Here is a 19,760-nt window from a genome sequence, read left to right as displayed (position 1 = left end):
CTGTCCACCTTTCGTGACGGGTCTCCGTCAAGCCGACGTAACCGGTTGGGGGCGGCTCCTTTGGGGGAGGGCCTCACCGGCACGGACCTGCGGATCCACACGTGATGCGTGACTTTTTTTGGCCGTCCTGCACTCCCTGGTGACGACCTGCCGATCGGTCGTGGTTACGGCTGGTGCGTCGACCGCCGTTCCCCTGAAACTACGAGTCCCGGGGGAGCGGCGGCAGGAATCCCGTTCAAGTCCACGCAGGCCCGCTCACCCGCCCGCAGCCCACTCCGGTCTCCCGCCGGTTCGCCCGCCGCATCACGCCGCATCACCGTGTACGGCAGCGACGTGAACCCTCGTCGGTGCGCCGCATCCGCCCGCATGGGGGCGTTTCGAAGTCCGGTGGTCAATGTGAGTCCGCACGCCACAGCGGGACGATGGGCCCGGGCCGACCCCTTACGAACGCAACGAAACTCCGGTTGAACGGGGCGACCTTCCCAAGTCGCCCTGAACCACCGGAGTTTCGATGATCCCGGCAGAGCTGGGTCGCCAACCGCAGACGGGCAGGGCGGCCCGCGGAACCCGCAACAGCCGTCCGCAGCCGTGACGGGATCCGGATGTTGCCCGTGATCTGGTCGGGCTCCGCCCTCCACTGCTGCTCGTCCCCTGGTCTCCCGGTGTGCGGACGCCTCGGCGGCGAGAATCCGTCCGCAACCGGCGACAGGTCCGGCCCTCGGTCGAGCGCGGTGACCGGCGTCGTGTGCCCGTGACCTAGTCCGACCCCGAAGGTCACCAACGCCGACCGGCAACTGCCCGAACACCTCCTGCACATCACCGGCCGCACCGACAGCCCGAAGACCACCGGGGAACTCCCGCTGCGCCACTGCAGGGAGCAGATCGCCGCCTGCGACAGCGCGATCGACCGGCGGATCACCGTGTACGAACGCGAGCCCGACCACCGGCCCGACACCCGCACCGCAGAGGAGGGTCACCGCCGCCGGACCCCCGCCCCAGGCTGCGCCCGGGCCCGACCATCACCGTGATCCGCCGACCGGATACGTTGCGCAGGGGGCCGGGAGATGCCCCGCCGACCAGGGGAGTCGCCATGACCGACACCGTCCGCACACCCGTTCCCGGACCGGAGCCCACGTGGCAGCCGGCCCCGTCCATCCCGTATCACGACGGACCGAGCAATCCGGCGCAGCAGTACGGCATGTGGGACCTCGTGATCGCCCTCCATCGCCGGATCGCGATCCTGGACGTGCCGCTGCGCCCGCTCGCCGATCGACTCCGGCTGCATCTGGAGGAGAGCTGGGTCGACCCGGGCCCCGTCCACGGCGCCCTGTTCACCGTCGACGGCACCCGATTCGTCTTCGACGACCTGGGACGGGGACCCGACGACGGCCGGATGGCGGTGTATTTCGATCCGGCCGGCGAGCGCAACGCGGCGCAGGCGCTGGGGCTCATCCTGGACGTGCTGGGCGTCGGCCCGGAGTACATCGCCGAATGGCGCAACCCCCACGGCATCTTCGAGAACACCACCGAGGTCCCCTGGCCCGGCCCCGACCAGGAGGACCCATGGGTGACCCGCCGCCGCCTGCGAGCCGAACGTGCCGCCGAGGCGCAGCCGTCCGAGCCGACGCAAGGATTCACCGGGACCCTGACCGTGACCTTCCGCAACCCCACCGACCAGCACCCCGAGGACCAACCGGCACCCACCTCCTGATTGGGGTCCGCGACGGCGGCGAGTCACGGGCGAGTCACGTGAGGCATGGCAAGCGCCCCTGCCCCCGGGGCGCCCGAGGGCCGTCACCCGATCGCCGACCGGCCGGACGCTCCGGCGTTCGTTGCGGACCGGACCGAGGCCGTCCTCGAACTCCGTCTCCGGCTCCGTGCTCTTGATGTCACAGCCCCGGCGTACGCGGTGGCACAGGGGTGGACTGGATGATCGAGGTGGTGGTCTGCCCATGGAGGAGGAAGCGGTCGAGTACCTCCTCGAAGGTGTCGAGGCCGGTGGCATGCACCTTGATCAGGAAGCAGTCCTCGCCGGTGATCCGGTGGCATTCGCTGACCTGGGGCAGGCTCCGCGCCAACTCGGCGATCTTCGGCAATTGCCCCGGGCCGGGGCGGACCCGGACGAAGGCGGCCACGGGATAGCCCAGCGCCGCCGGGTTCACGTCGAGGCGCCAGCCACGGATCACCCCGTCCTCCCGCAGCCGCCGTACCCGATCCCGTGCCGTGGGCACCGAGACCTCGACCCGGCGGGCCAACTCGGCCATGGACAGCCGAGGGTCCGCGTCGAGTTCGGTCAGTATGGCCCGGTCCACTGCGTCCACGTCCGCACCTTCTTCCTCAGTGCAAGGTAAACCGTTGTTCCCCGGCACCAATCGTAAAGCAAGTGATCGATTGGCTTTCGGATTCGGCATGGTCCTCGGCCCTGTCTGCTTGCGATCCTTTTCCCGTGCTCAACACGCCCCCACGCTTGCGCTTCGGCGCCTCACCGGCACGCTTCGCCGCTGCCGCCGAGCGGGTCCCGCCGCCGGTGCTGTTCGTGACGAGCGCGGTCTTCCACTACTTCGGCCCCGCCTGCGCGGTCCTGCTCTTCGCCCGCGTCGACGTGCTGGGCGTGGCCTGGCTGCGGATCGCCTCCGCGGCCGTGGTCTTCGCCGTCTGGCGGCGCCCGTGGCGGGTGTGGGGCGCCGCCCCTTGGCGCCGGCGTCGGCAGCTGCTGGCACTGGGCACCGTGCTCGGCGTGATGAACAGCGTGTTCTACCTTGCCCTGGACCGGCTGCCGCTGGGCACCGTCGGGGCCATCGAGTTCCTCGGCCCCGTGCTCCTGGCGGCCGTCGCCGTCCGCACCGGCCGTAACCTGCTCGCGCTCGTTCTGGCCGGCACCGGGGTCTGTCTGCTCACCGATGCGCACCTCGTCGACGAACCGCTCGGCCTCGCCCTCGCGTTCGCCAACTGCGTGCTGTTCACCCTCTACGTCATCCTCGGCCACCGCCTCGCCCAGGACGGCGGCGCCTCGGGCATCGATCGTCTCGGCGCCTCGATGCTGATCGCGACGATCGTGGTCGCCCCCGTCGGAATCGCCGACGCCGCAGGCACCGTCGCCACGCCGGCCCTCCTGGCGGCTGCCTTCGGCGTCGGGATCTGCTCGTCGGTGATCCCCTACGTCTGCGATCAGCTGGCCATGGCGCGCATCTCCAGGGCGACCTTCGCGCTGATGTCGTCCCTGCTCCCCGCCACCGCCGCGATCACCGGCATCGTCGTCCTGGCCCAGATCCCCTCCCCGCTCGGTGGCGTCGGTATCGCCCTGATCGTCACCGCGGTCGCAATCCACCACCAACGAAGTGAGGAAACCGCATGAAATACGTCAGGTTGGGCTCGACGGGACTCAAGGTGTCCCGGATCTGCCTGGGCATGATGAGCTACGGCAATCCTCCGGACCCCGGCCACCCCTACTGGGAGGCCTGGCACCTCGATCGGGACGCGGCCGAGCCGATCGTGCGCCGAGCCGCCGAGGCGGGGGTGACGTTCTACGACACCGCCGACATGTACTCCCAGGGCGAGAGCGAGCGGATCACCGGGGCCCTGCTTGCCAAGCTCTTCCCCCGCCGCGAGGACTACGTACTATCCACGAAGGTGTACTACCCCATGGGTCCCGGACCCAACGACCGGGGCCTGTCGCGCCGTCACATCCTGGAGAGCATCGACGCCTCGCTCGAACGACTGGGCACGGACTACGTCGACCTGTACCAGATCCACAGGTGGGACAACGAGACCCCGATCGAGGAGACCATGGAGGCGCTGCACGACGTGGTACGCGCGGGCAAGGCCCGCTACATCGGCGCATCGAGCATGTACGCCTGGCAGTTCGCCAAGGCCCAGCACACGGCGCAGGCGGCCGGCTGGACCAGGTTCGTGTCGATGCAGAACCACTACAACCTGCTCTACCGGGAAGAGGAGCGGGAGATGATCCCGCTCTGCTCGGACCAGGGCGTGGGAGTCCTCGCGTACAGCCCGCTCGCCCGCGGGCTGCTCACCGGCACCCGTGAGCGCGGCGGCCACGGAAGCACCACGCGCTCCGGAAACGACCCGATCGCCGACCGGAGGTACACCGACGCCGACTTCGACGTCGTCGACGCCCTGCGCACACTCGCCGCGGAACACGGTCGGCCACCGGCCCAGATGGCGTTGGCCTGGATCCTGTCGAAACCCGCCGTGAGCGCATCCGTGCTCGGAGCGACCAAGCCGCACCACATCGACGACGCGATCGCCGCACTCGACATCACCCTCGACGAGGAACAGGCGACCTCGCTCGAGACGCCGTACCGCCCGCACCCGGTCTTCGGACTCAACTGACGCCCGTAGGACATGGTGGCCGACGGAGTGGGTCGTTCCGGCTCTTCGCAGGATCGGGAGACCCAGGGGGTTCCGGGTGTGGCGGTGCGTCGTCAGCCGCGGGTGCGGCGCACCGAGTGGATCGAGCTCTGGAACGCCAACGCTCATCCAGTCGAGTGGACCAGGACCGCCGACCGGATCATCGACGCCGTCGGCCACTACCGCGACCGGCGCTCCGGACCAGGACACTAGGCTTTCCTGGTCATGGCCACACGGGGAGAGGGGCGACGACCGTGTCGATCGCACACAGGTTGGCGGCACGCTGGAAGTCCGTACTACTGGCCGCGGCGTTGAGCGCGAGTTGTACGGCCGCGACGCCGGGTTCGGCGAGTGCCGCACCCGCGCCGATGTGCGGGCAGTACGCCACCGCACCGGTCGCCGACGGCCGTTACATCGTGGACAACAACAACTACGGCGGCTTCGCACAGTGCCTCACGGTCGACCAGGAGGGCGGATTCACCGTCGCCACCTCCGGCGCGAACGTCAGCCCGCCGGCCGGGCCGGCCGCCTACCCGGAGATCTTCGAGGGCTGCCACTGGGGTACCTGCACCGACCCGGCCAAGACCGAACTCCCCCTCCCGGTCCGTGAGATCGGCTCCGCGACGAGCAGCTGGTCGACGCGACCGACAAGCACCGGCAACTACAACACCGCGTACGACCTGTGGTTCAACTCGACGCCGACGACCGACCCGAGTGGCCAGCCGGACGGCGCCGAGCTGATGATCTGGCTCGACCGCCGCCCTGCGTCGGACAGCCCGCCGGGGACGGTCGCGAACATCGGGGGTGTCCCGTACCTCGCGTGGCAGACCACGATGAGCGCGAACGGCAAGACGTGGCCGCTGCTCGGCTACCGACTGCAGAACCCGGCGGCGTCCGTCACCGATCTGGACCTGCGCGCGTTCGTCCGCGACGCGGTGGTGCGCGGCGTGGTGAACCCGGACTGGCACCTGATCGCGGTCGAGGCCGGATTCGAGATCTGGAACGGCGGCCAGGGCCTGGGGACCGAGTCGTTCTCGTCGAGCTCGAAGCGCGGCTACCCGGTGGGCCCGACCACCGCCGGCACGCCCGGCAAGTGTATGGACGACGCCGGGAACGCGACGACGCCCGACAACCCGGTCATCCTGTGGACCTGCCACGGCGGCGCCGCGCAACAGTGGACGGTCGCCATGGACGGGACCATCGGGCATGCCGGCATGTGCTTGGGCACCACCGGGGCCATGGTCGCCCTGCACCCGTGCAACGGCTCGCCGTACCAGCAGTGGCTGCCCGCGCTCGGCGGCGGCCTGTGGAACGTCGGTTCGGGGCTGTGTCTGCGCGACGGGTCGTCGGGAACGGTGGACGGGACACAGCTCGACCTGGTCACGTGCGACGGATCCGTCGGCCAGCGCTGGACGTTGCCGACCACCGTCGCGGCCTCGCCCGCATGACCGGCACCGCCGTCGACGGTTCCGGCTCCCGAACACGACGCCGCCTCGGCTCACTTCGCCCGGGAGCGAGGTCCCAAGGCGCCCAGGAGCGAGACGCGTGCGCGGTCTCCGAACGCCGGTACCGGGCGGCTGCGATGACGGACGAAGGAACGCCGGATCGAGCCGGCGAGTGGCCACCGGGGCCACGTTCCCACACCGGTTCGCCGTGCCACCGGCGAACGCGGAACGCGAACGGCCGGACCGGTCTCGGCCAGGTGATCGCCTCGCGGGCAACGCCGCCCAGTCGTGATCCGGCCGGGGACGGATACGAAGCGAATTCGCCCGGGTCGGCGTTGGTTTCCTGCCGGTGTCCGGCGCGGTCGTGTACCGGGATCGGCCGCGGCCGGTCCGGGAGTTCGATGAGCGGCCGTGGGTTCCGCGGCCGGGGGGTCAGGTAACGGTGAGATAGACCAGACTGCCCGCCCCGGTCAGGGTGCAGTAGACGGCGAAGGGGGTCAGGGTACGGGTCTCGAAGTACCGGGTCAGGAAGCGCACCGCGATGTATCCGGCGACGAAGGCGGCGATGGCGCCGGCGAGGACCTGGCCCCGGATGCCGTCGCCCTGGTGGCCGAGGAGGGAGGGGACCTTGAGGAGAGCGGCGGCGCCGATCACGGGGGTGGCGAGGAGGAAGGCGAAGCGGGCGGAGTCCTCGTGGCGTAGTCCTTTGAAGATCCCGGCACTGATGGTGACGCCCGAGCGGCTGATGCCGGGCAGCAGGGCGAGGACCTGCGCGCCGCCGATGATCAGGGCCCGGCCCCAGCCGAGCTTGGCGATCCGCCGGTCCGAGAGCTCGTCCGGGTGGAGGTGTTCGTCGCCGACCATCCGTACGTTGTCGGTGGCGCGGCGTCGGCCGGTGCCGCCGCGACGCAGTCGTTCGGTGACGAACAGCACCAGGCCGTTGAGGGTCAGGAAGATCGCTGCGGGGATCGGCTTGCCGAGGTTCTCGCGGAACACCTTGTCGAGGGCGAGCCCGGCTATGCCCACGGGTATGGTCGCCACGATCAGCAGCCAGGCCAGTTTCTCGTCGACCGTCTCGATCCGGTGGTGACGCGCGGAGCTGATCAGGCCGGAGATGACCCGGACCCAGTCGCGCCGGAAGAAGACGATCAGGGCCAGGGCGGTGGCCAGATGCAAGCCGACCAGCACGCTCAGGTAGGGCGAGTCGGCGGCGGAGACGTCGAGATCCTCCTTCCAGTGTCCACCGAGCAGCGCGGGCAGCAGGATGCTGTGGCCCAGGCTGGAGACGGGGAAGAGCTCCGTGACGCCCTGGAGCAGGCCGACGCCGATGGCCTCTGGATACGTGAGAACGGACATGGACAGCCTTCGCAGCAAGGGTCTTGAGGAGTGGGCGGCCCGAAACTACTACACGCTGTAAGCGCTGCGCGGGCAGGGAAGTGACTGTTCACCGGGCCGACATCCGGAGTTGGAACTCCGGCGGGGCGCGGCTGGGTTGCGCGGGTGGTGGCCGACTGGCGTACGGCGCCGGCGAACCGGCCGTCCGCGCCGGCGTGTCCTGTTCGGTCACGTCGTCCGGGGGCGGGGCTGGGAGCCGGAGGTGTGCGACGCCGCTCTGCTGCTTCGCTCGACGCTGGTCGCTGCTGCGTCGGTTCGTGTGAACCACCGTGCGGACCGGGCCGATACGACGACGGACAAGACCGCGGACGGGTGGCATGGAGGCGAACGGTGCCGGTTGGCCCCGAGTAGCCTGCGGGCATGACCGACGTGATTATCCTGCACGGTGCCTGGCATCAACCGGCTCACTACGATGACCTGGTCGCGCTGCTGCGCTCCCGAAATCTGAGTGTGGAAGTGCCCGACCTCTACGAGCTGTCGCCGGTCGACAGCACCGCCCTGGTCGAGCACATCGTCACCGCCTCCGAGCAACCTCCGCTGGTGCTCGGGCACTCTTTCGGAGGTGTGATCGCCGGAACGGTCCGTGGCGCGGCAGGACTGATCTTCCTGGCCGGCTGGCTTCTCGATGTCGGTGAATCACCCGCACAGCTCCTCGAGGAAGTCGCGAAGGAAACCGGCGCCCCCGCCGAAGGGTTGCTCGCTGCCCTCGACGACAACGGGCGGCTTCGACTCGATCCCGCGGATGCTCGAAAGAACCTCTACGGCGACGTCGACGAACCGACGGCCACCCGCGCAATCGAGCTGCTGCGTCCGGAACCGCCTTCGATCTTCGGGACCATACCGAGCCGCGTGAGCTGGCGCGACACACCCTCCGTCTATGTCGCCGCCCGCGACGACCGTGCCATCGCAGCTCCACTGGTCAGCCGCTTCGCGGCCCGTTGTTCGGCCTCGGAGACATGGGAGACCAGCCACTCGCCATACCTGAGCCGGCCCACGGCTGTCGCCGATCTCATTCACCGACAGCGGCGAAACGCGAGTCGTTGACCAACCCGTCAGTGCGCATTCGATGTCCGCGACACCACACCGAAGCACGCGCACGCCGCGCACCCACCCTTCGTCGGTTGCTCGGGCTCGGGGACGCGGGCATGACGTTCGACGGTGTTCAACGCCGGTTGCAGGCGGCGGGCGCAGTCCGGTAGGCCGACGCCCCGGTCGAGCAGCGCGTGGACCGCCGGTGTTCCAGGGTGGTTTCCTCGCGGACACGGGCCCGGGAAGGTGGTCCGCATCCAGGCCGCCGAGCGCTTCTACACGTCGCGCGGCATGGTCGCCCTCTCGGTCGAAGGCCCGGACCAGGGCGAGACCCGGGCCAACGGCCTGACCCTCGAACTCGCCAACTACGAGCGGGCGGCCACCCGATACATCGACCACCTGATCACACTTCCCGAGGTGGACCCGAACCGGATCGGCGTGTTCGGCATCAGCATGGGCGCGTACTGGGGGGTGCGCGCCACCACCACCGAACGGCGGGTGCGAGCGCTCGCCGTGTTCGAGACACCCGGTGGCGACTGCATCTCCGGCCTGGAGCGCGCGCAGCCGACGTTCAAGCACAACCTCATGTACATGGCGGGCTACACCGACGAGGAGGCGTTCGAGCGCGAGTTCGCCGCCCGGATGCCGCTGGGCGACCTGGTCCGCGACATCACCTCCCCGGTCCGGTCCGGTTCGGCATCGGCGAGTTCGACGAACTCACGCCGCTGGAGGCCGCGTTGGCCAACTACGAACTGGTCCGCGCGCCCAAGGAGATGCAGGTGTACGAAAACGAGTTCCACCCGCTGGGCGGCGTGGCCGCCGAAATGTTCCGCTTCGGCTCCGAATGGCTGGAGCGCGCCCTGAACGGCGCCTTCGCCGACCCGGGCCGCGACGTCCGCCACTACGTCCACCGCGACGGCCGCACCACGGACGGCACCCACAACCCCTCGTGGTGGCTGCGCTCCGAGCCTGCGGCAATCGGCGCAGCCCGGCTCTCGGCCGCACGGCCCTGACGGGACGCCGCGGTTGCGGTCGGTTGGGCTCGGTGGTTGTGCCCACCCGCAACATCCGTTACGTCGTGCGTTCGAGGCTGTGGATCCACGGCGTCCGGCCGACCCGATCCGGTCTCGCGGCCACCGGCTTCACGCTCGACCCCTCACCCACAGGGCCGTCCCCGCGCACTGCGCGCACGCCGCCGGCATGACGCGACCCCCGACTCGCCGACTCTTCACCGGTGGGTCGGGGGTTCGTCCCCGTTGCCGGACTTCCCACTCCGGTCCGGCAGTTCGGCACACGTATCGCCGGGGCCGCACCCGACTGCGGCAGACCGCGCACAACGTGGACAACAACGCCGACCACCACGCGGGAGCAACCGTCGGCGGATCGCGCGCCCCCCGAGGGCGTGCGGGGTTGCCTCCGACTTTGCGCAGCGTGGACAACGGAGCGGACCACGACGCGTGGACGACCGTCGGATGATCGACGCTCGGGCTCTCGAATCACGCACGGGCAGCACCGAAGTAGGCCATCGCGTAGACGTTCTCGAAGACGACGACCGTTTGCGTGTCCACCGGGACGGCGCGTCGGACCTCGGGTCGAACCCGTGCGCGCTCTGCGACTCCACGGCGTGGGCCCGACCGCAGGCGGTGCCGGCCCGGATCGTTCGCACCCGGTGTTGGGATGTGCCTCGTCGGCGTCGACGAGCCCCATCGGGACGGCGGTCCGCTCTGCGGATCGCACCCCATCCGGGCGAGGAGTTCCACTCGCGCCACCTGCAACGCCATCGGCTGCGCCCCGGACGCCCGGACTGCCGCCGTCGGAAGGAAGTTGCCGAAAAGGAGTCCGTCGAAGCGGCGGCGCCGTCACCACCGGTGCGGTTGCTCCGGCGGTGACGGGAAGAAGAAGCCACGCCGGGTTCGACGGTGACGCCCCCAGTACGAGCAGTCCCGAGCCCGCGGCGAATCGCCGCCTGGATCATGCCACGCCCCGGGGCCTGGACCGACGGGGAACGGACACAACTCGATCACGTCCCGACCGCGTGCCCCGACCTCGCGGCGGCGCACGTCCTTGCCGGCGACTTCGCCGCCATCACCCGGGAACGACGAGGGAACGACCTGACCGCTTGGCTGACACGCGCCCTGATGGATGGGCCGAAAGCACTGCAGAACTTCGCCGTCGGTGGCCACCACCGCTGGGCCCTCCCCGTCGTCCGGTCGCGCGGTCGTCCGCCCGCGCGACCGCGCCCCGGCCGGGTCCGGTGGCGGGGCGCGTCTTCGGGCGGCCTTCGGCGACCGGTGTCAGCAGTCGTCCGGGTGGTTCCCCCGATCGATGACGCGATCGCGTTTCAGGTCGACGTGCGGGCCTACAGCGATGCCGCCGCACGTGCGGGCGGTGTTGCCGGTGACGGTGCTCGTGGTCAATGTGCCGGTGCCGTTGGTTCCGGACGCGAAGATGCCGCCACCGGTGCCGCCGGCCACGTTGTCGGCGATCGTGGTGTCGGTGACGTTCATGTCCGCCGGGTGCCGCCGAGTCGAGTCCTGGGCGATGCCGCCGCCGTCCAGGGTGCTGCGGTTGCCGACGATCGCGGTGCCGGTGAGGGTCAGGTTGCCCTCCCTGTTCGTGATCCCGCCGCCGTCCGGGGCCCCGGGGGCATCGTGGGCGTGCCCGGTGCGGTTGCCGACGATCGAACCCCCGGTGACGACCAGCGTCCCGGAGCCGACGTCGATACCGCCGCCGGGCGCGTTCCATCCGGAGAGTCCCCGATGCAGCACGCCGGGTCCGCCCGGTCCGCCGTCGCCCGCGGCGTTGAGGCAGACCGCGGTGCCGGCGAGCGTGAGCCTGGCGCTGTGCAGAGCGATGCCGCCGCCGCTGCCGCCGCCCCCGCCGTAGCCCCCGTACCCGTCGTGTCCGGCCGTGACGGTGCCCCCCGTCCCGCCGTTCCCGGCGGTGTTGCCACAGATCCTGCTGTCCGAGACGGTGCCCCGCCCCCCGACCATGGCGATGCCGCCGCCGAACCCGCCGTCGCCCGCGAGGGAGGCCCATGCGGGATCCGCAACGTCCACGCCGAGTCCGCCGTCTCCGGACCGGTTGCCCGCAACCGTGCCGCGCACCAGCGTCAGCGTGCTGCGCACGATGGAGATGCCCCCGCCCCGCCCGCCCTGCGGGGCCGCGCTCCGCACGGAGATGTGCGCCCCACTGGTGCCCGCGGCGTTGCCGATCACCTGGGTGTCGGTGGCGGTCACGGATCCGGGCTTCGGGGCGGCGATGCCGCCGCCGGAGCCCCCGTCGTGATCGGGTGCGCCGTCGCCGGCCCGGTTGTCGCGGATCACGACGCGGGTCAGGGTCAGGGCCCCGGTGGTGAGGATGCCGCCGCCGTCGGTGCCGGTTTCGGCCCGGCCGCCGGTCACCGTGAGGTCGGACAGGTCGACGGCGACGCCGTCGACGCGCAGGATCCGGAAGTCGGGTGCGTCGTGGGCGCGGGCGAGGGTCGCGCCGGCGCCGTGGATCGTCACGGCGGCGGTGAGCGCGGGCAAGGGGGTCTTCAGTCGGTAGGTGCAGCCCGCGGCCAGGGTCAGGGTGCTGCCGGGGTGGGTGTTCGCGGTGGTGATCGCCTCGCCGGGGGCGGCGGCGTCGCACGGCACGGCGATCGTCACGGGTGCGGGTGTGGGGTCGCCGGCGGTCGGGCCGGCGGCCGCGACGGGCGCGGCGAGGGTCGCACCGGCGGTGGTCGCGGCGACGAGCAGGGTCAAGGTCCTGGGCTTCACACGGATCTCCTCGTGATCACGTGCTCACGGATGGTGCATGGCGCCGCTCATCGTGCCACCGGGCCCGGGCCCCGCCAACGCGGTTTCGGGCCAGGCGACTTCGCCCGGGACGGCCGAAAACACCCCGTCATGGTGGACGGTGGGCCGGCGACGATCGCGAGGATTCGTGGGCGACTGGGTCCGAAGGAGCGTGCGGAGTTCGAGGAGCAACTCGCGAACCCGCCCTTCGATCAGGTCGACGGGCCGCGCGCCCCTGCTGCCCTTCCTCTTCCGGTTGGCGGCCTGGTCCCTCGTCTCCGGGATGACCGCCTCGATGCCGCGTTTCCGCGGGGGGAGGCGGTTGCCGCGGGACGAGTGGGCCTTGTCCCCGGCGACCGTGTCGGGCCGGGTGCGGGGACGCCTGGCGGGTCCGCGGACCCGTATTCCCTCGAGCACGGGGACGAACCGCGGGCAGTCGGCGGCCTGACCAGCGTCGAACAAGCCCAACTCGACCAGGTCCTCAACGCATGCCCGGACCTGCACACGGCTTGCGATCCGGCCCGCGACTTCTGTGCCATCACCCGCCAACGACACGGTGGCGATCCGACGACCCGGACGGGGCGTGTCCTCGTACGTTGACGATCCGTCAATCGTCAACCTGAAATTGACGCGCCTTTCGGGTGTTCTCGGCACGGGCCGCGAGTTCGTCGTCCGGCGGGTAGTCGACGCCCCGGTGACCAAATGCATGCAAACAGTCGAGGAACTTGGCTGCACCGTAGGTGGGCGGAGGTATTCCTACGACGGATAGCGCCGCATGGTGTCTCGTCCGCAGGGGCGGTACAAGGCCGCAGCCTCGTCCGCCCCGGTGTGCTGCGGTACTGCCGGGACAGGAACGATGACCTCCGCCGGTGCGGGTTCCCGATAGAGCAGTTCGACCGCTGCCGGCCTTCGCTCGATCACGCGTCGCTGGTTGATGGAGCCCTTGTCCGAGCGTTCGCCCGCATCCTGGCTCGTGGGCTCGTCCAGGATCAGCAGCCGTCCGACGTGGCGGGAGGGATCGGCGTCGCGGTTCAGCTCGGCGAGTGCCCGCCCTAGAGCCCCTCTTGCGTCCACCCGGTCCGTGCCGCCGGCCGGCCAGCCGAGTGCGGCGGGGTATGTCTTCCCCTCTCCGAGGATGACGACGTCGGCGAGCAGGTCGGTGGCGCTGAGCAGTGCCGAGCGCAGCGGTGTCACCTGGACCCAGGCGCCGGTGGCCAGTTGGAAGTCCTCCGAGAGGCGGCCTTCGAAGACCAGGCCCTGGCCGGGGTCGGCCGGGTTGATGAGCCGCCCGGCGTCACCTGTGCGGAAGTAGCCCTCCTCGTCGAAGGCGACGGCGTCGAGGTCGGGCCGCTTGTAGTAGCCGGGCAGTACGTTCGGGCCTTTGACCCGCATTTCCAGTCTGCCGTCGACCGGGGCCAGTTTCAGGGACAATCCGGGCAGGGGGACGCCGATCGCGCCGGGCTCGTCGGTGTCCAGGTGGGCCGAGGTGACTGCCGGGGCGGTCTCGGTCAGGCCCCACGAGGTGGTGAACCGGACTTCGTGGTCCGTCACCCGGTCCGCGATTGTGAGCAGGCGTCGGCGTAGTGGTTCCGCGAGTGCTGCGCCCGCGCTGAACATCAGCTTCAGGTCGGTGAAGAAGGTGGTGGCGAAGGAGGTGTCCGCCTCGAGTTCCCGGAGGAGTATCCGGAACCCGGCCGGCACGTTGAAGTACAGGTTCGGTGCGGCGTTGCGGAGGTTTCGGACGCTGCGCGGGAACAGTTCGGGGGTGGGCCCGCCGTCGTCGATGTACAGGGTGCCGCCCGAGGCCAGCACGAGGTGCAGGTTGTGGTTGCCGCCGAAGGTGTGGCTCCACGGGAGCCAGTCCACCAGGATCGGCCTGGTGGAACGCAGGAAGGGCCAGACCTGGCGCATCATTTGCTGGTCGGCGCAGAGCATGCCGTGGGTGTTGACCACGCCCTTCGGGTCGCCGGTGGATCCCGAGGTGAAGAGGATCTTCGCCACGGAGTGCGGCCGTACGGCCCGGTAGGCCGATTCCACCCGGTTGGTCGGCGGTGTGCGCAGCAGTTCCGCCAGGCCGACGGTGTGCGGGAGGTCCGGCGGGTTCCGCGAGGTGATCACGACCGGGGAGAGACCGCGCAGGGCCGCGAGCGCCGGGCCGTATGTCTCGCCGTCCTCGGCGTAGATCGCCCCTGGCTGGACACTTCGTACCGTCTCGCGCAGCCTCCGGTGGTCCGGGCTGAGCAGCGACAGGCCGGTGCTGAGCGGTACCAGCGGTACGCCGGCGGTGTAGGCGGCCAGGGTCAGCACCAGGTGGGCGAGCGAGTTGTCGGAGAGGATGAGCAACGGCCTTGCGGCGCCCAGCCCTTGGGTGAGCAGCGCTTCGCCGAGCGCGTCGGCCTGCTCGCGGGCCTGCCGGTAGGTCAGTGACCGCCATCCGTCGGGCTCGTGCCACTGGGCGGCGAGCACCGCGTCGGGGGTCTGGTCGGCCCACCGGCGCAGCAGGGCCGCCAGGTGGGGAGCGGGGGCGGTGAGGGGTTCCGCGGAGGCCAGGTGGATCGATCCGTCGGGGCGCTGTTCGCTGACGATGCGTGGCTTGGCGAAGACTGCGTCCACGGTGTTGCCCGCCTCGGCTTCGGGAGTGTCGGTCGCTGTGCCGGTGGTGCGTAGGTCGGGTCCCGGTGCGGTGGCGGTCGGTCCGCGAGGGGCGGCCGGTCGCGTTCGTCGGGCCGGTCGCCCCTGTCCGCCTGTGCGTTCGTCGGTCCGTCAGTCAGTCCGTCAGTTCGTCATGTAGGCGGCGATCCGCTCGAAGAGCAGGTCGAACTGGTCCCACGCCTGTTCGCTGACGCGCATCAGCTCGGGGTACTCGGCGGGGGAGCGGGTGCGCAGGTAGTTACGGCCGATCGCGCGGTGGTCCTCGTCCACGGCCGCGTGCAGGTCGAAGTACGAGTCGGCCTTGGCCTCGACGGGGAAGGCCGGGCCGGTGCGTTCGCCGAAGACCTGGCAACCGGTCTCGATGACCATGTGCACGATCACGATCTTGGCGGCCTCGTTGGCGCCGTGCATCTGCATGACGTACCAGTTTCCGACCGCCTCCAGGATCGGGTCGTAGACCTCGGCGTTGACGCCGTGGTGCTCGCGCAGCAGCACGTCGTGGCCGAACTCCTCGCGCAGGTGCGCGGCGTAGGTCTCGCGCAGTTGGGGGTCGGTGCAGAGCGCCTGCCGCGCGTAGAGCATGCGCTGGAAGTAGACGGACCATACGTAGAGCACCGCGACGAAGCGGGCGCGCAGTGCGGCGTCGTGCCCGACGCTGCCATCGTCGAAGGGCTTGAAGAAGCGGTGGCCGGAGAAGCGGCGCAGCCGTTCCTGGTTCAGCTCATCGAGCTGCGCGAGCGAGGCCTGGGCCTGCTCGGTGAAGCGGACCCGGGGCCCGGCCTCGTCCTCGTAGAGGCCGGCTCCCTCGAACTGTACGGAGAGGCCGTGGAAGTCCTGGCCGGCGACGGTCTCGAAGCCGTGCCGGGAGCCGACCGGGACGCACACCGTGTCGCCCTCGTGCAGGGTCTCCTCGCGGTCGCCGATCAGGCGGACGGAGCCCTTACAGACCAGGATCATCGACTTCGTCGGGTGCTCGTGGAGGTCCAGTCGCTCGCCGTCGTGCAGACGGACCCAGGCCAGCGAGAGCCGGCCCTGCTGGGGGACGAATCCGGCTAGGTCCTCGTTGCGCCGGAAGTCGCGCTGCTCGCCGAGGTGGTGGGTCTCGCCGCCGGCCTCGACGGTGGAGACCGCGCGGATCTGTTCGCGGCCGACGGTGGTGACGTGGGTGGGGGACCGGGGGGCCGTCTGGTTGGGCTGGTCGTTCATGGTTCGCCCTTTCGGGTCAGGGTGGGTCGGTGGAGTGGATTACGTCGGGGGTCCGGCCGTGCTGCCCGCGTCCAGTGCCGCGACGAGTCGGGTGTTGTCCTGCCGTGAGCCCACGGACATCCGCAGGTGGTCGCGCCAGCCGCCGGGCTCGGCGACGATGTCGAAGCCCGCGCGGCCGAGCAGCGCCGCCGTGCCGGGCGCGTCCGAGATCCCGATCGTGACGAACGCCGCGTCGGCGAAGACCTCGGCGACCTTCGGGATGCGGGCCAACTCGGCTGCGAGCCACGCTCGTTCGGCCATGAAGCCCGCTATGCGGCGGCGCAGCGCCGAGACGTCGGCCAGTTCCCGGACCGCGCAGTCCAGCACGGGAGTCGGCACGGCGAAGGGCGACCGGGCGGCGCGCAGCGCCGACACCAGGACCGGGTCGGCCAGTACGGCTCCCAGTCGCAGGCCCGCCATGCCGAGCCCTTTGGACATCGAGCGCACCACGACAAGATTGGGGTGCTCCGCCAGCAGGTGGCGGTGCGAGGAGCGTCCGGACACCTCGATGTACGCCTCGTCGATGACGACCAGGCCCGCGAAGCGCTCCAGGAGCCGGTCGAGGTCACCGGGATCGAGCATGGTGCTGGACGGGTTGTTCGGGTTGCACAGCAGCACGCCCTTGACCGGCAGAGCCGCCAACCGGTCGACGTCGAGGCGGTCGTGGCGCGGGCCGCCGAGCGGTACGGCTCGCCGGGCGACGCCGTGCAGTGCCGCCAGCCGGTCGAAGTACTCGAAGTGGGGTGGTGTCACGACCAGTTGGTCGACGCCCGGCTCGAAGAAGGTCGCTATCACCAGGTCGAGCGCGTCGATCGCACCACGGGTGATCAGAATTCTCGTCCGGTCCCACTCGCCCGGGTGCGGCGTCCGCACGGGGGCCGGATCCAACGCCTCCAGGGCAGCGGCGTAGTGGTGGATCAGCGCGTCGACTCCGTCGTCGGGATAGCGGAGCCACGGTCCGCCGGACATGTTCTCGTTGAAGCGGAGATTGATCAGCCCGCGGCTCTCGGGGCGTGGGTAGAAATCATTGTCCGAGCCTGGATCAAGAATTGATTTTCTAATCAGATCTTCGGCTTTGATGTCCATGAATCCCACTGTGAGCAGGTCGCCCGGTCGTGTCAAGAGGGTTTCTGTGGCAGGGTGCCCGGAATTCAGAACGGGAGGGGGCGGTGGGAATGGAAGTACCTGCCTTTTTGAAATAGGCCCCAATGGCAGTGAATGGCCACTTCAGGGCCGCTGCGCCGCCTCTCGTTCCAACGGCACCGCAGGATCTTTCCGTCGGTGGGCGGGGAATGTGATCGGCAGGGCGGAGATCATTGCCCGGCTGCTCGCCACAAAATTTGACTTCCCTCTTGACCGGACCGAACTGGGATACCCAGAGTGAGTTTCGTGGATACCAGGGCCGCGGTCCCCGGGTGCAGAGAAAATCTTGATCCGGACCTGGGCCAACTCGGCTGAGCGGTTACACCTTCGGAGAGGCGGGTCATGATTTCAGCCCAATCCGGCAGCGTGCCACGGGCGCCCGCACGGGTCGCGCCGTCCGACATCGCCGTCATCGGCGGTGGCACGGCCGCCGCCTGTCTGCTGGTCGGACTGTCGCACCAGCTGCCCGCCACGCTCGAAGGCCGCCGCACGATCGTCGTCTTCGAGCCCGACGACCGCCTCTGGCGCGGCCGGGTGTACCAGGAGGACGGCCCGGAGATCCTCGCCAATGCTCCGATATCGGAGATGTCCATCCACGCCGGCGACCCCGAGCACGCCGGCCGCTGGGCCAGAGCACAGTTCGGCGAACCAACCCGGGACACCGGCGGGTGGTACATGCCCAGAGCGCACTTCGGCGGCTACCTCGTCGCCGAAGCCGAGGCCGCCATCGGCAGGCTTCGCGAACGCAACTGGGAGGTCCGGATCGTCAACCAGAAGGTCCGCGACATCGGGATCGCCCGTCGCGGAGCCATCGTCACCACCGCGCGAATCGCCGTCCCCTGCACGACAGTTGTCCTCTGCGTCGGCGGCCAGGGGCAGAGTGATCCGTTCGGACTGTACGGCCGACCCGGATTCGTCGGGGCGCCCTACCCCACATCCACCGGCCTCGCCGGCATCCCACCGGACCGGGACGTGGTGGTCATCGGAACCGGGCTCACCGCCACGGACGTGACCGTGGCCCTGGCCGCCCACGGGCACCGCGGCAGGATCCTGCTCGCCTCCCGGCACGGGCTCCTTCCCACCGTCCGGCCCGCCGTGCCCGCTCGTCCCCGCACCCTTACCGAGCTCACCCGCGCGCGCATCCGGCAGCTGGCGCACGAGGGTTCGTACGGCGCTCCGGCTCTCTTCGCTCTGGCGCGTGCCGAGATCGCGGCAGCCGGACACGACCCCGACGGCCTGGGCCACGAGATCCGTACGAGCGAACCACCACTCACCCGGCTGCGTAGGCACTTGGACGGCGAAATCCCCGCCGCGCTGGGCCTGCTCTACCAGGTGGCGCACGACTTCGGCCAGGAACTCTGTTACCTGCTACCGGAGTCGGACAAGTCGGCGCTGCTTGCCGAGTACCACTCGCAGATCTCCAGCCTCTGCTGCCCCATGCCCCGCGTCAACGCCGAGCGCCTCCTGGCACTCGGCGGTTCGGGGCAGCTCGAAGTCCTCCCGGGTCTGCGCCACATCGCCCCGTCCGACACCGGCGGATTCGACGCGCATGCCCACGGCCGGACCGAGTCGGCCCCCATCGTGGTCAGCGCCGCCGGCAGCGCCTTCCACCCCGTCCCCCCTGACGCGCAGCCCCTCGTCGACAGTCTGATCCGCCTGGGCGCGGCGGTCGCGGACCCGCACGGGGGACTGCGCATCGACCCGTTGTCCGACCGCCTCATCGCCAAGGGAGACGACCGACCCCAACCGCTGTTCGCCCTGGGCGACTTGACCCACGGAACGTTGTACATCACCTCGGGGATACCGTTCATCGTCCAGCGGGCCCACGCCATCGCCGGAGCGGTATGCGCCGACCTCGGCCGGCCCCGCTCCTGACGGGCTTCGCCGGTCGCGTCCACCGTGAGCGGCACCGAGGCCGCGTCCTGGGACGGACTCGCCTCCGACCATACAAGTGGGGCGTGGGACTGGTGTATTCCCCCAGGATCGAACGCTGAGGCGGTCGCCGTTCTGCCCTGGGATCGGATGGTCTCGGGTTGATCACCTGTGGGGTGGTTGTGGCGCCGAGTGCCCAACGTGACGGTTTGTGTCTGCTGAGTACCCGTCTGATGATCAGGTTGCCCGTTGCGGTCGCTTCGCCGAGGAGCCGTCCGTCCAGGAGCTGGAGGAGTTCTTCCGGCTGGACACGGCGGCGCCGGCCGGCCACCGTGCGGCATCTGGAGGGCGCGAGCGTGGACGACGCGTTGACGCTGTTCGACGTGCTGATGGCGACCAAACTGCCGGCCCGCGCGGAGCGCACGGACGACAGGGCCATGCTGCGGGAGATGCCGAGGCTTCGCCGGGCGGCGGCGAAGGTGAAAGACGCGGTCGCGGTGCTGATGGACGCCCCTGTCACCGTGCTGCCGGGGCTGCGGCCGGCGCCGAAGAAGGCGAGGGCAGCGAGGGCGACGCCGTGGCGGCGGCGGTGAGCATGGCCCAGGCGTGGGAGCGGATCGAGCAGGTCGTCACCCGCTGGCGACCAGGGAACAAGCAACCTTCCCCTTGTGCCCGTGCGAACGCCGCTCACCCACCGTTCGTCCAGGGGCACCGACCGCCCCGACCCGTCGGCTCCCCCGCGCGCGAGCGCCGGCGCCGACACGTCGCTGCGCCCGGACGGGAACCGCTCCCGGGTCCGGGCGCGGCGATCACCCCGAGACAGGGCCGCCGA

14 protein-coding genes and 1 pseudogene are annotated in these 19,760 nt (G+C 70.4%); 8 read left to right on the top strand and 7 right to left on the bottom strand.

The features are described 5' to 3' along the window. The first annotated feature begins 1,090 nt into the window (after window positions 1-1,090). A complete protein-coding gene (locus tag ABIA38_RS27375) occupies window positions 1,091-1,711 on the top strand; it encodes a hypothetical protein (RefSeq protein ID WP_424641507.1) in 621 nt (206 codons plus the stop codon). 178 nt (window positions 1,712-1,889) lie between these two features. On the opposite strand, the gene ABIA38_RS27370 is transcribed toward ABIA38_RS27375, so the two are convergent. Beyond that, a complete protein-coding gene (locus ABIA38_RS27370; RefSeq protein WP_424641506.1) occupies window positions 1,890-2,321 on the bottom strand; it encodes an Lrp/AsnC family transcriptional regulator in 432 nt (143 codons plus the stop codon). Between the two features lie 125 nt (window positions 2,322-2,446). Here ABIA38_RS27370 and ABIA38_RS27365 point away from each other — a divergent pair, with 125 nt between their 5' ends. The 3 genes from ABIA38_RS27365 to ABIA38_RS27355 all read left to right on the top strand — a co-directional run bounded on the left by ABIA38_RS27365 (window position 2,447) and on the right by ABIA38_RS27355 (window position 5,816). Continuing rightward, window positions 2,447-3,355 (top strand): EamA family transporter, encoded by a 909-nt coding sequence (locus ABIA38_RS27365; protein ID WP_424641505.1) that lies wholly within the window; start codon window positions 2,447-2,449, stop codon window positions 3,353-3,355. Next, window positions 3,352-4,350, top strand: coding sequence for an aldo/keto reductase (locus ABIA38_RS27360; protein ID WP_424641504.1), 999 nt, complete (start codon window positions 3,352-3,354; stop codon window positions 4,348-4,350). The genes ABIA38_RS27365 and ABIA38_RS27360 overlap by 4 nt, the downstream gene beginning before the upstream one ends. Before the next feature lie 272 nt (window positions 4,351-4,622). After that, window positions 4,623-5,816: a ricin-type beta-trefoil lectin domain protein gene (locus tag ABIA38_RS27355; protein WP_424641503.1), complete on the top strand. Its 1,194-nt coding sequence runs from the start codon at window positions 4,623-4,625 to the stop codon at window positions 5,814-5,816. A 429-nt stretch (window positions 5,817-6,245) separates the two neighbouring features. Here ABIA38_RS27355 and ABIA38_RS27350 read toward each other — a convergent pair whose 3' ends face one another. After that, window positions 6,246-7,169, bottom strand: coding sequence for an undecaprenyl-diphosphate phosphatase (locus tag ABIA38_RS27350; protein WP_424641502.1), 924 nt, complete (start codon window positions 7,167-7,169; stop codon window positions 6,246-6,248). A gap of 399 nt (window positions 7,170-7,568) precedes the next feature. Here ABIA38_RS27350 and ABIA38_RS27345 point away from each other — a divergent pair, with 399 nt between their 5' ends. Together ABIA38_RS27345 and ABIA38_RS27340 are read left to right on the top strand one after the other, a co-directional pair. Next, on the top strand, window positions 7,569-8,252 hold the full coding sequence (locus tag ABIA38_RS27345) for an alpha/beta fold hydrolase (RefSeq protein WP_424641501.1): 684 nt from the start codon (window positions 7,569-7,571) through the stop codon (window positions 8,250-8,252). A gap of 231 nt (window positions 8,253-8,483) precedes the next feature. Beyond that, window positions 8,484-9,101, top strand: coding sequence for an alpha/beta hydrolase family protein (locus ABIA38_RS27340; RefSeq protein WP_424641500.1), 618 nt, complete (start codon window positions 8,484-8,486; stop codon window positions 9,099-9,101). Window positions 9,102-10,531: 1,430 nt separating this feature from the next. Here the strand turns inward: ABIA38_RS27340 and ABIA38_RS27335 are convergent. From ABIA38_RS27335 to ABIA38_RS27315, 5 genes and pseudogenes are all read right to left on the bottom strand, one after another. Further along, window positions 10,532-11,998, bottom strand: a complete 1,467-nt coding sequence (locus tag ABIA38_RS27335) for a hypothetical protein (RefSeq protein ID WP_424641499.1) — start codon at window positions 11,996-11,998, stop codon at window positions 10,532-10,534. 234 nt (window positions 11,999-12,232) lie between these two features. After that, window positions 12,233-12,469 (bottom strand): annotated as a pseudogene (locus ABIA38_RS27330) (IS5/IS1182 family transposase); the annotation flags it as partial. Between the two features lie 303 nt (window positions 12,470-12,772). Then, complete coding sequence (locus tag ABIA38_RS27325) at window positions 12,773-14,629, bottom strand: AMP-binding protein (protein WP_424641498.1); 1,857 nt, start codon at window positions 14,627-14,629, stop codon at window positions 12,773-12,775. 162 nt (window positions 14,630-14,791) lie between these two features. After that, window positions 14,792-15,874 carry a cupin domain-containing protein gene (locus ABIA38_RS27320; protein WP_424641497.1) on the bottom strand — a complete coding sequence of 361 codons (1,083 nt, stop codon included), beginning with the start codon at window positions 15,872-15,874 and terminating at the stop codon, window positions 14,792-14,794. A gap of 39 nt (window positions 15,875-15,913) precedes the next feature. Further along, entirely contained in the window at window positions 15,914-16,999 is a 1,086-nt protein-coding gene (locus ABIA38_RS27315) for an aminotransferase class I/II-fold pyridoxal phosphate-dependent enzyme (protein WP_424641496.1), read from the bottom strand. 399 nt (window positions 17,000-17,398) lie between these two features. Between ABIA38_RS27315 and ABIA38_RS27310 the strand changes: the two genes are divergently transcribed. Together ABIA38_RS27310 and ABIA38_RS27305 are read left to right on the top strand one after the other, a co-directional pair. After that, window positions 17,399-18,931, top strand: coding sequence for an FAD/NAD(P)-binding protein (locus tag ABIA38_RS27310; RefSeq protein WP_424641495.1), 1,533 nt, complete (start codon window positions 17,399-17,401; stop codon window positions 18,929-18,931). Between the two features lie 353 nt (window positions 18,932-19,284). Then, window positions 19,285-19,521, top strand: a complete 237-nt coding sequence (locus tag ABIA38_RS27305) for a hypothetical protein (protein WP_424641494.1) — start codon at window positions 19,285-19,287, stop codon at window positions 19,519-19,521. Window positions 19,522-19,760: the final 239 nt, after the last annotated feature.

The organism is Embleya sp. AB8, from assembly GCF_049739465.1.
Lineage (GTDB): Bacteria > Actinomycetota > Actinomycetes > Streptomycetales > Streptomycetaceae > Embleya.
This window is presented reverse-complemented; position numbering and strand designations above follow the sequence as displayed.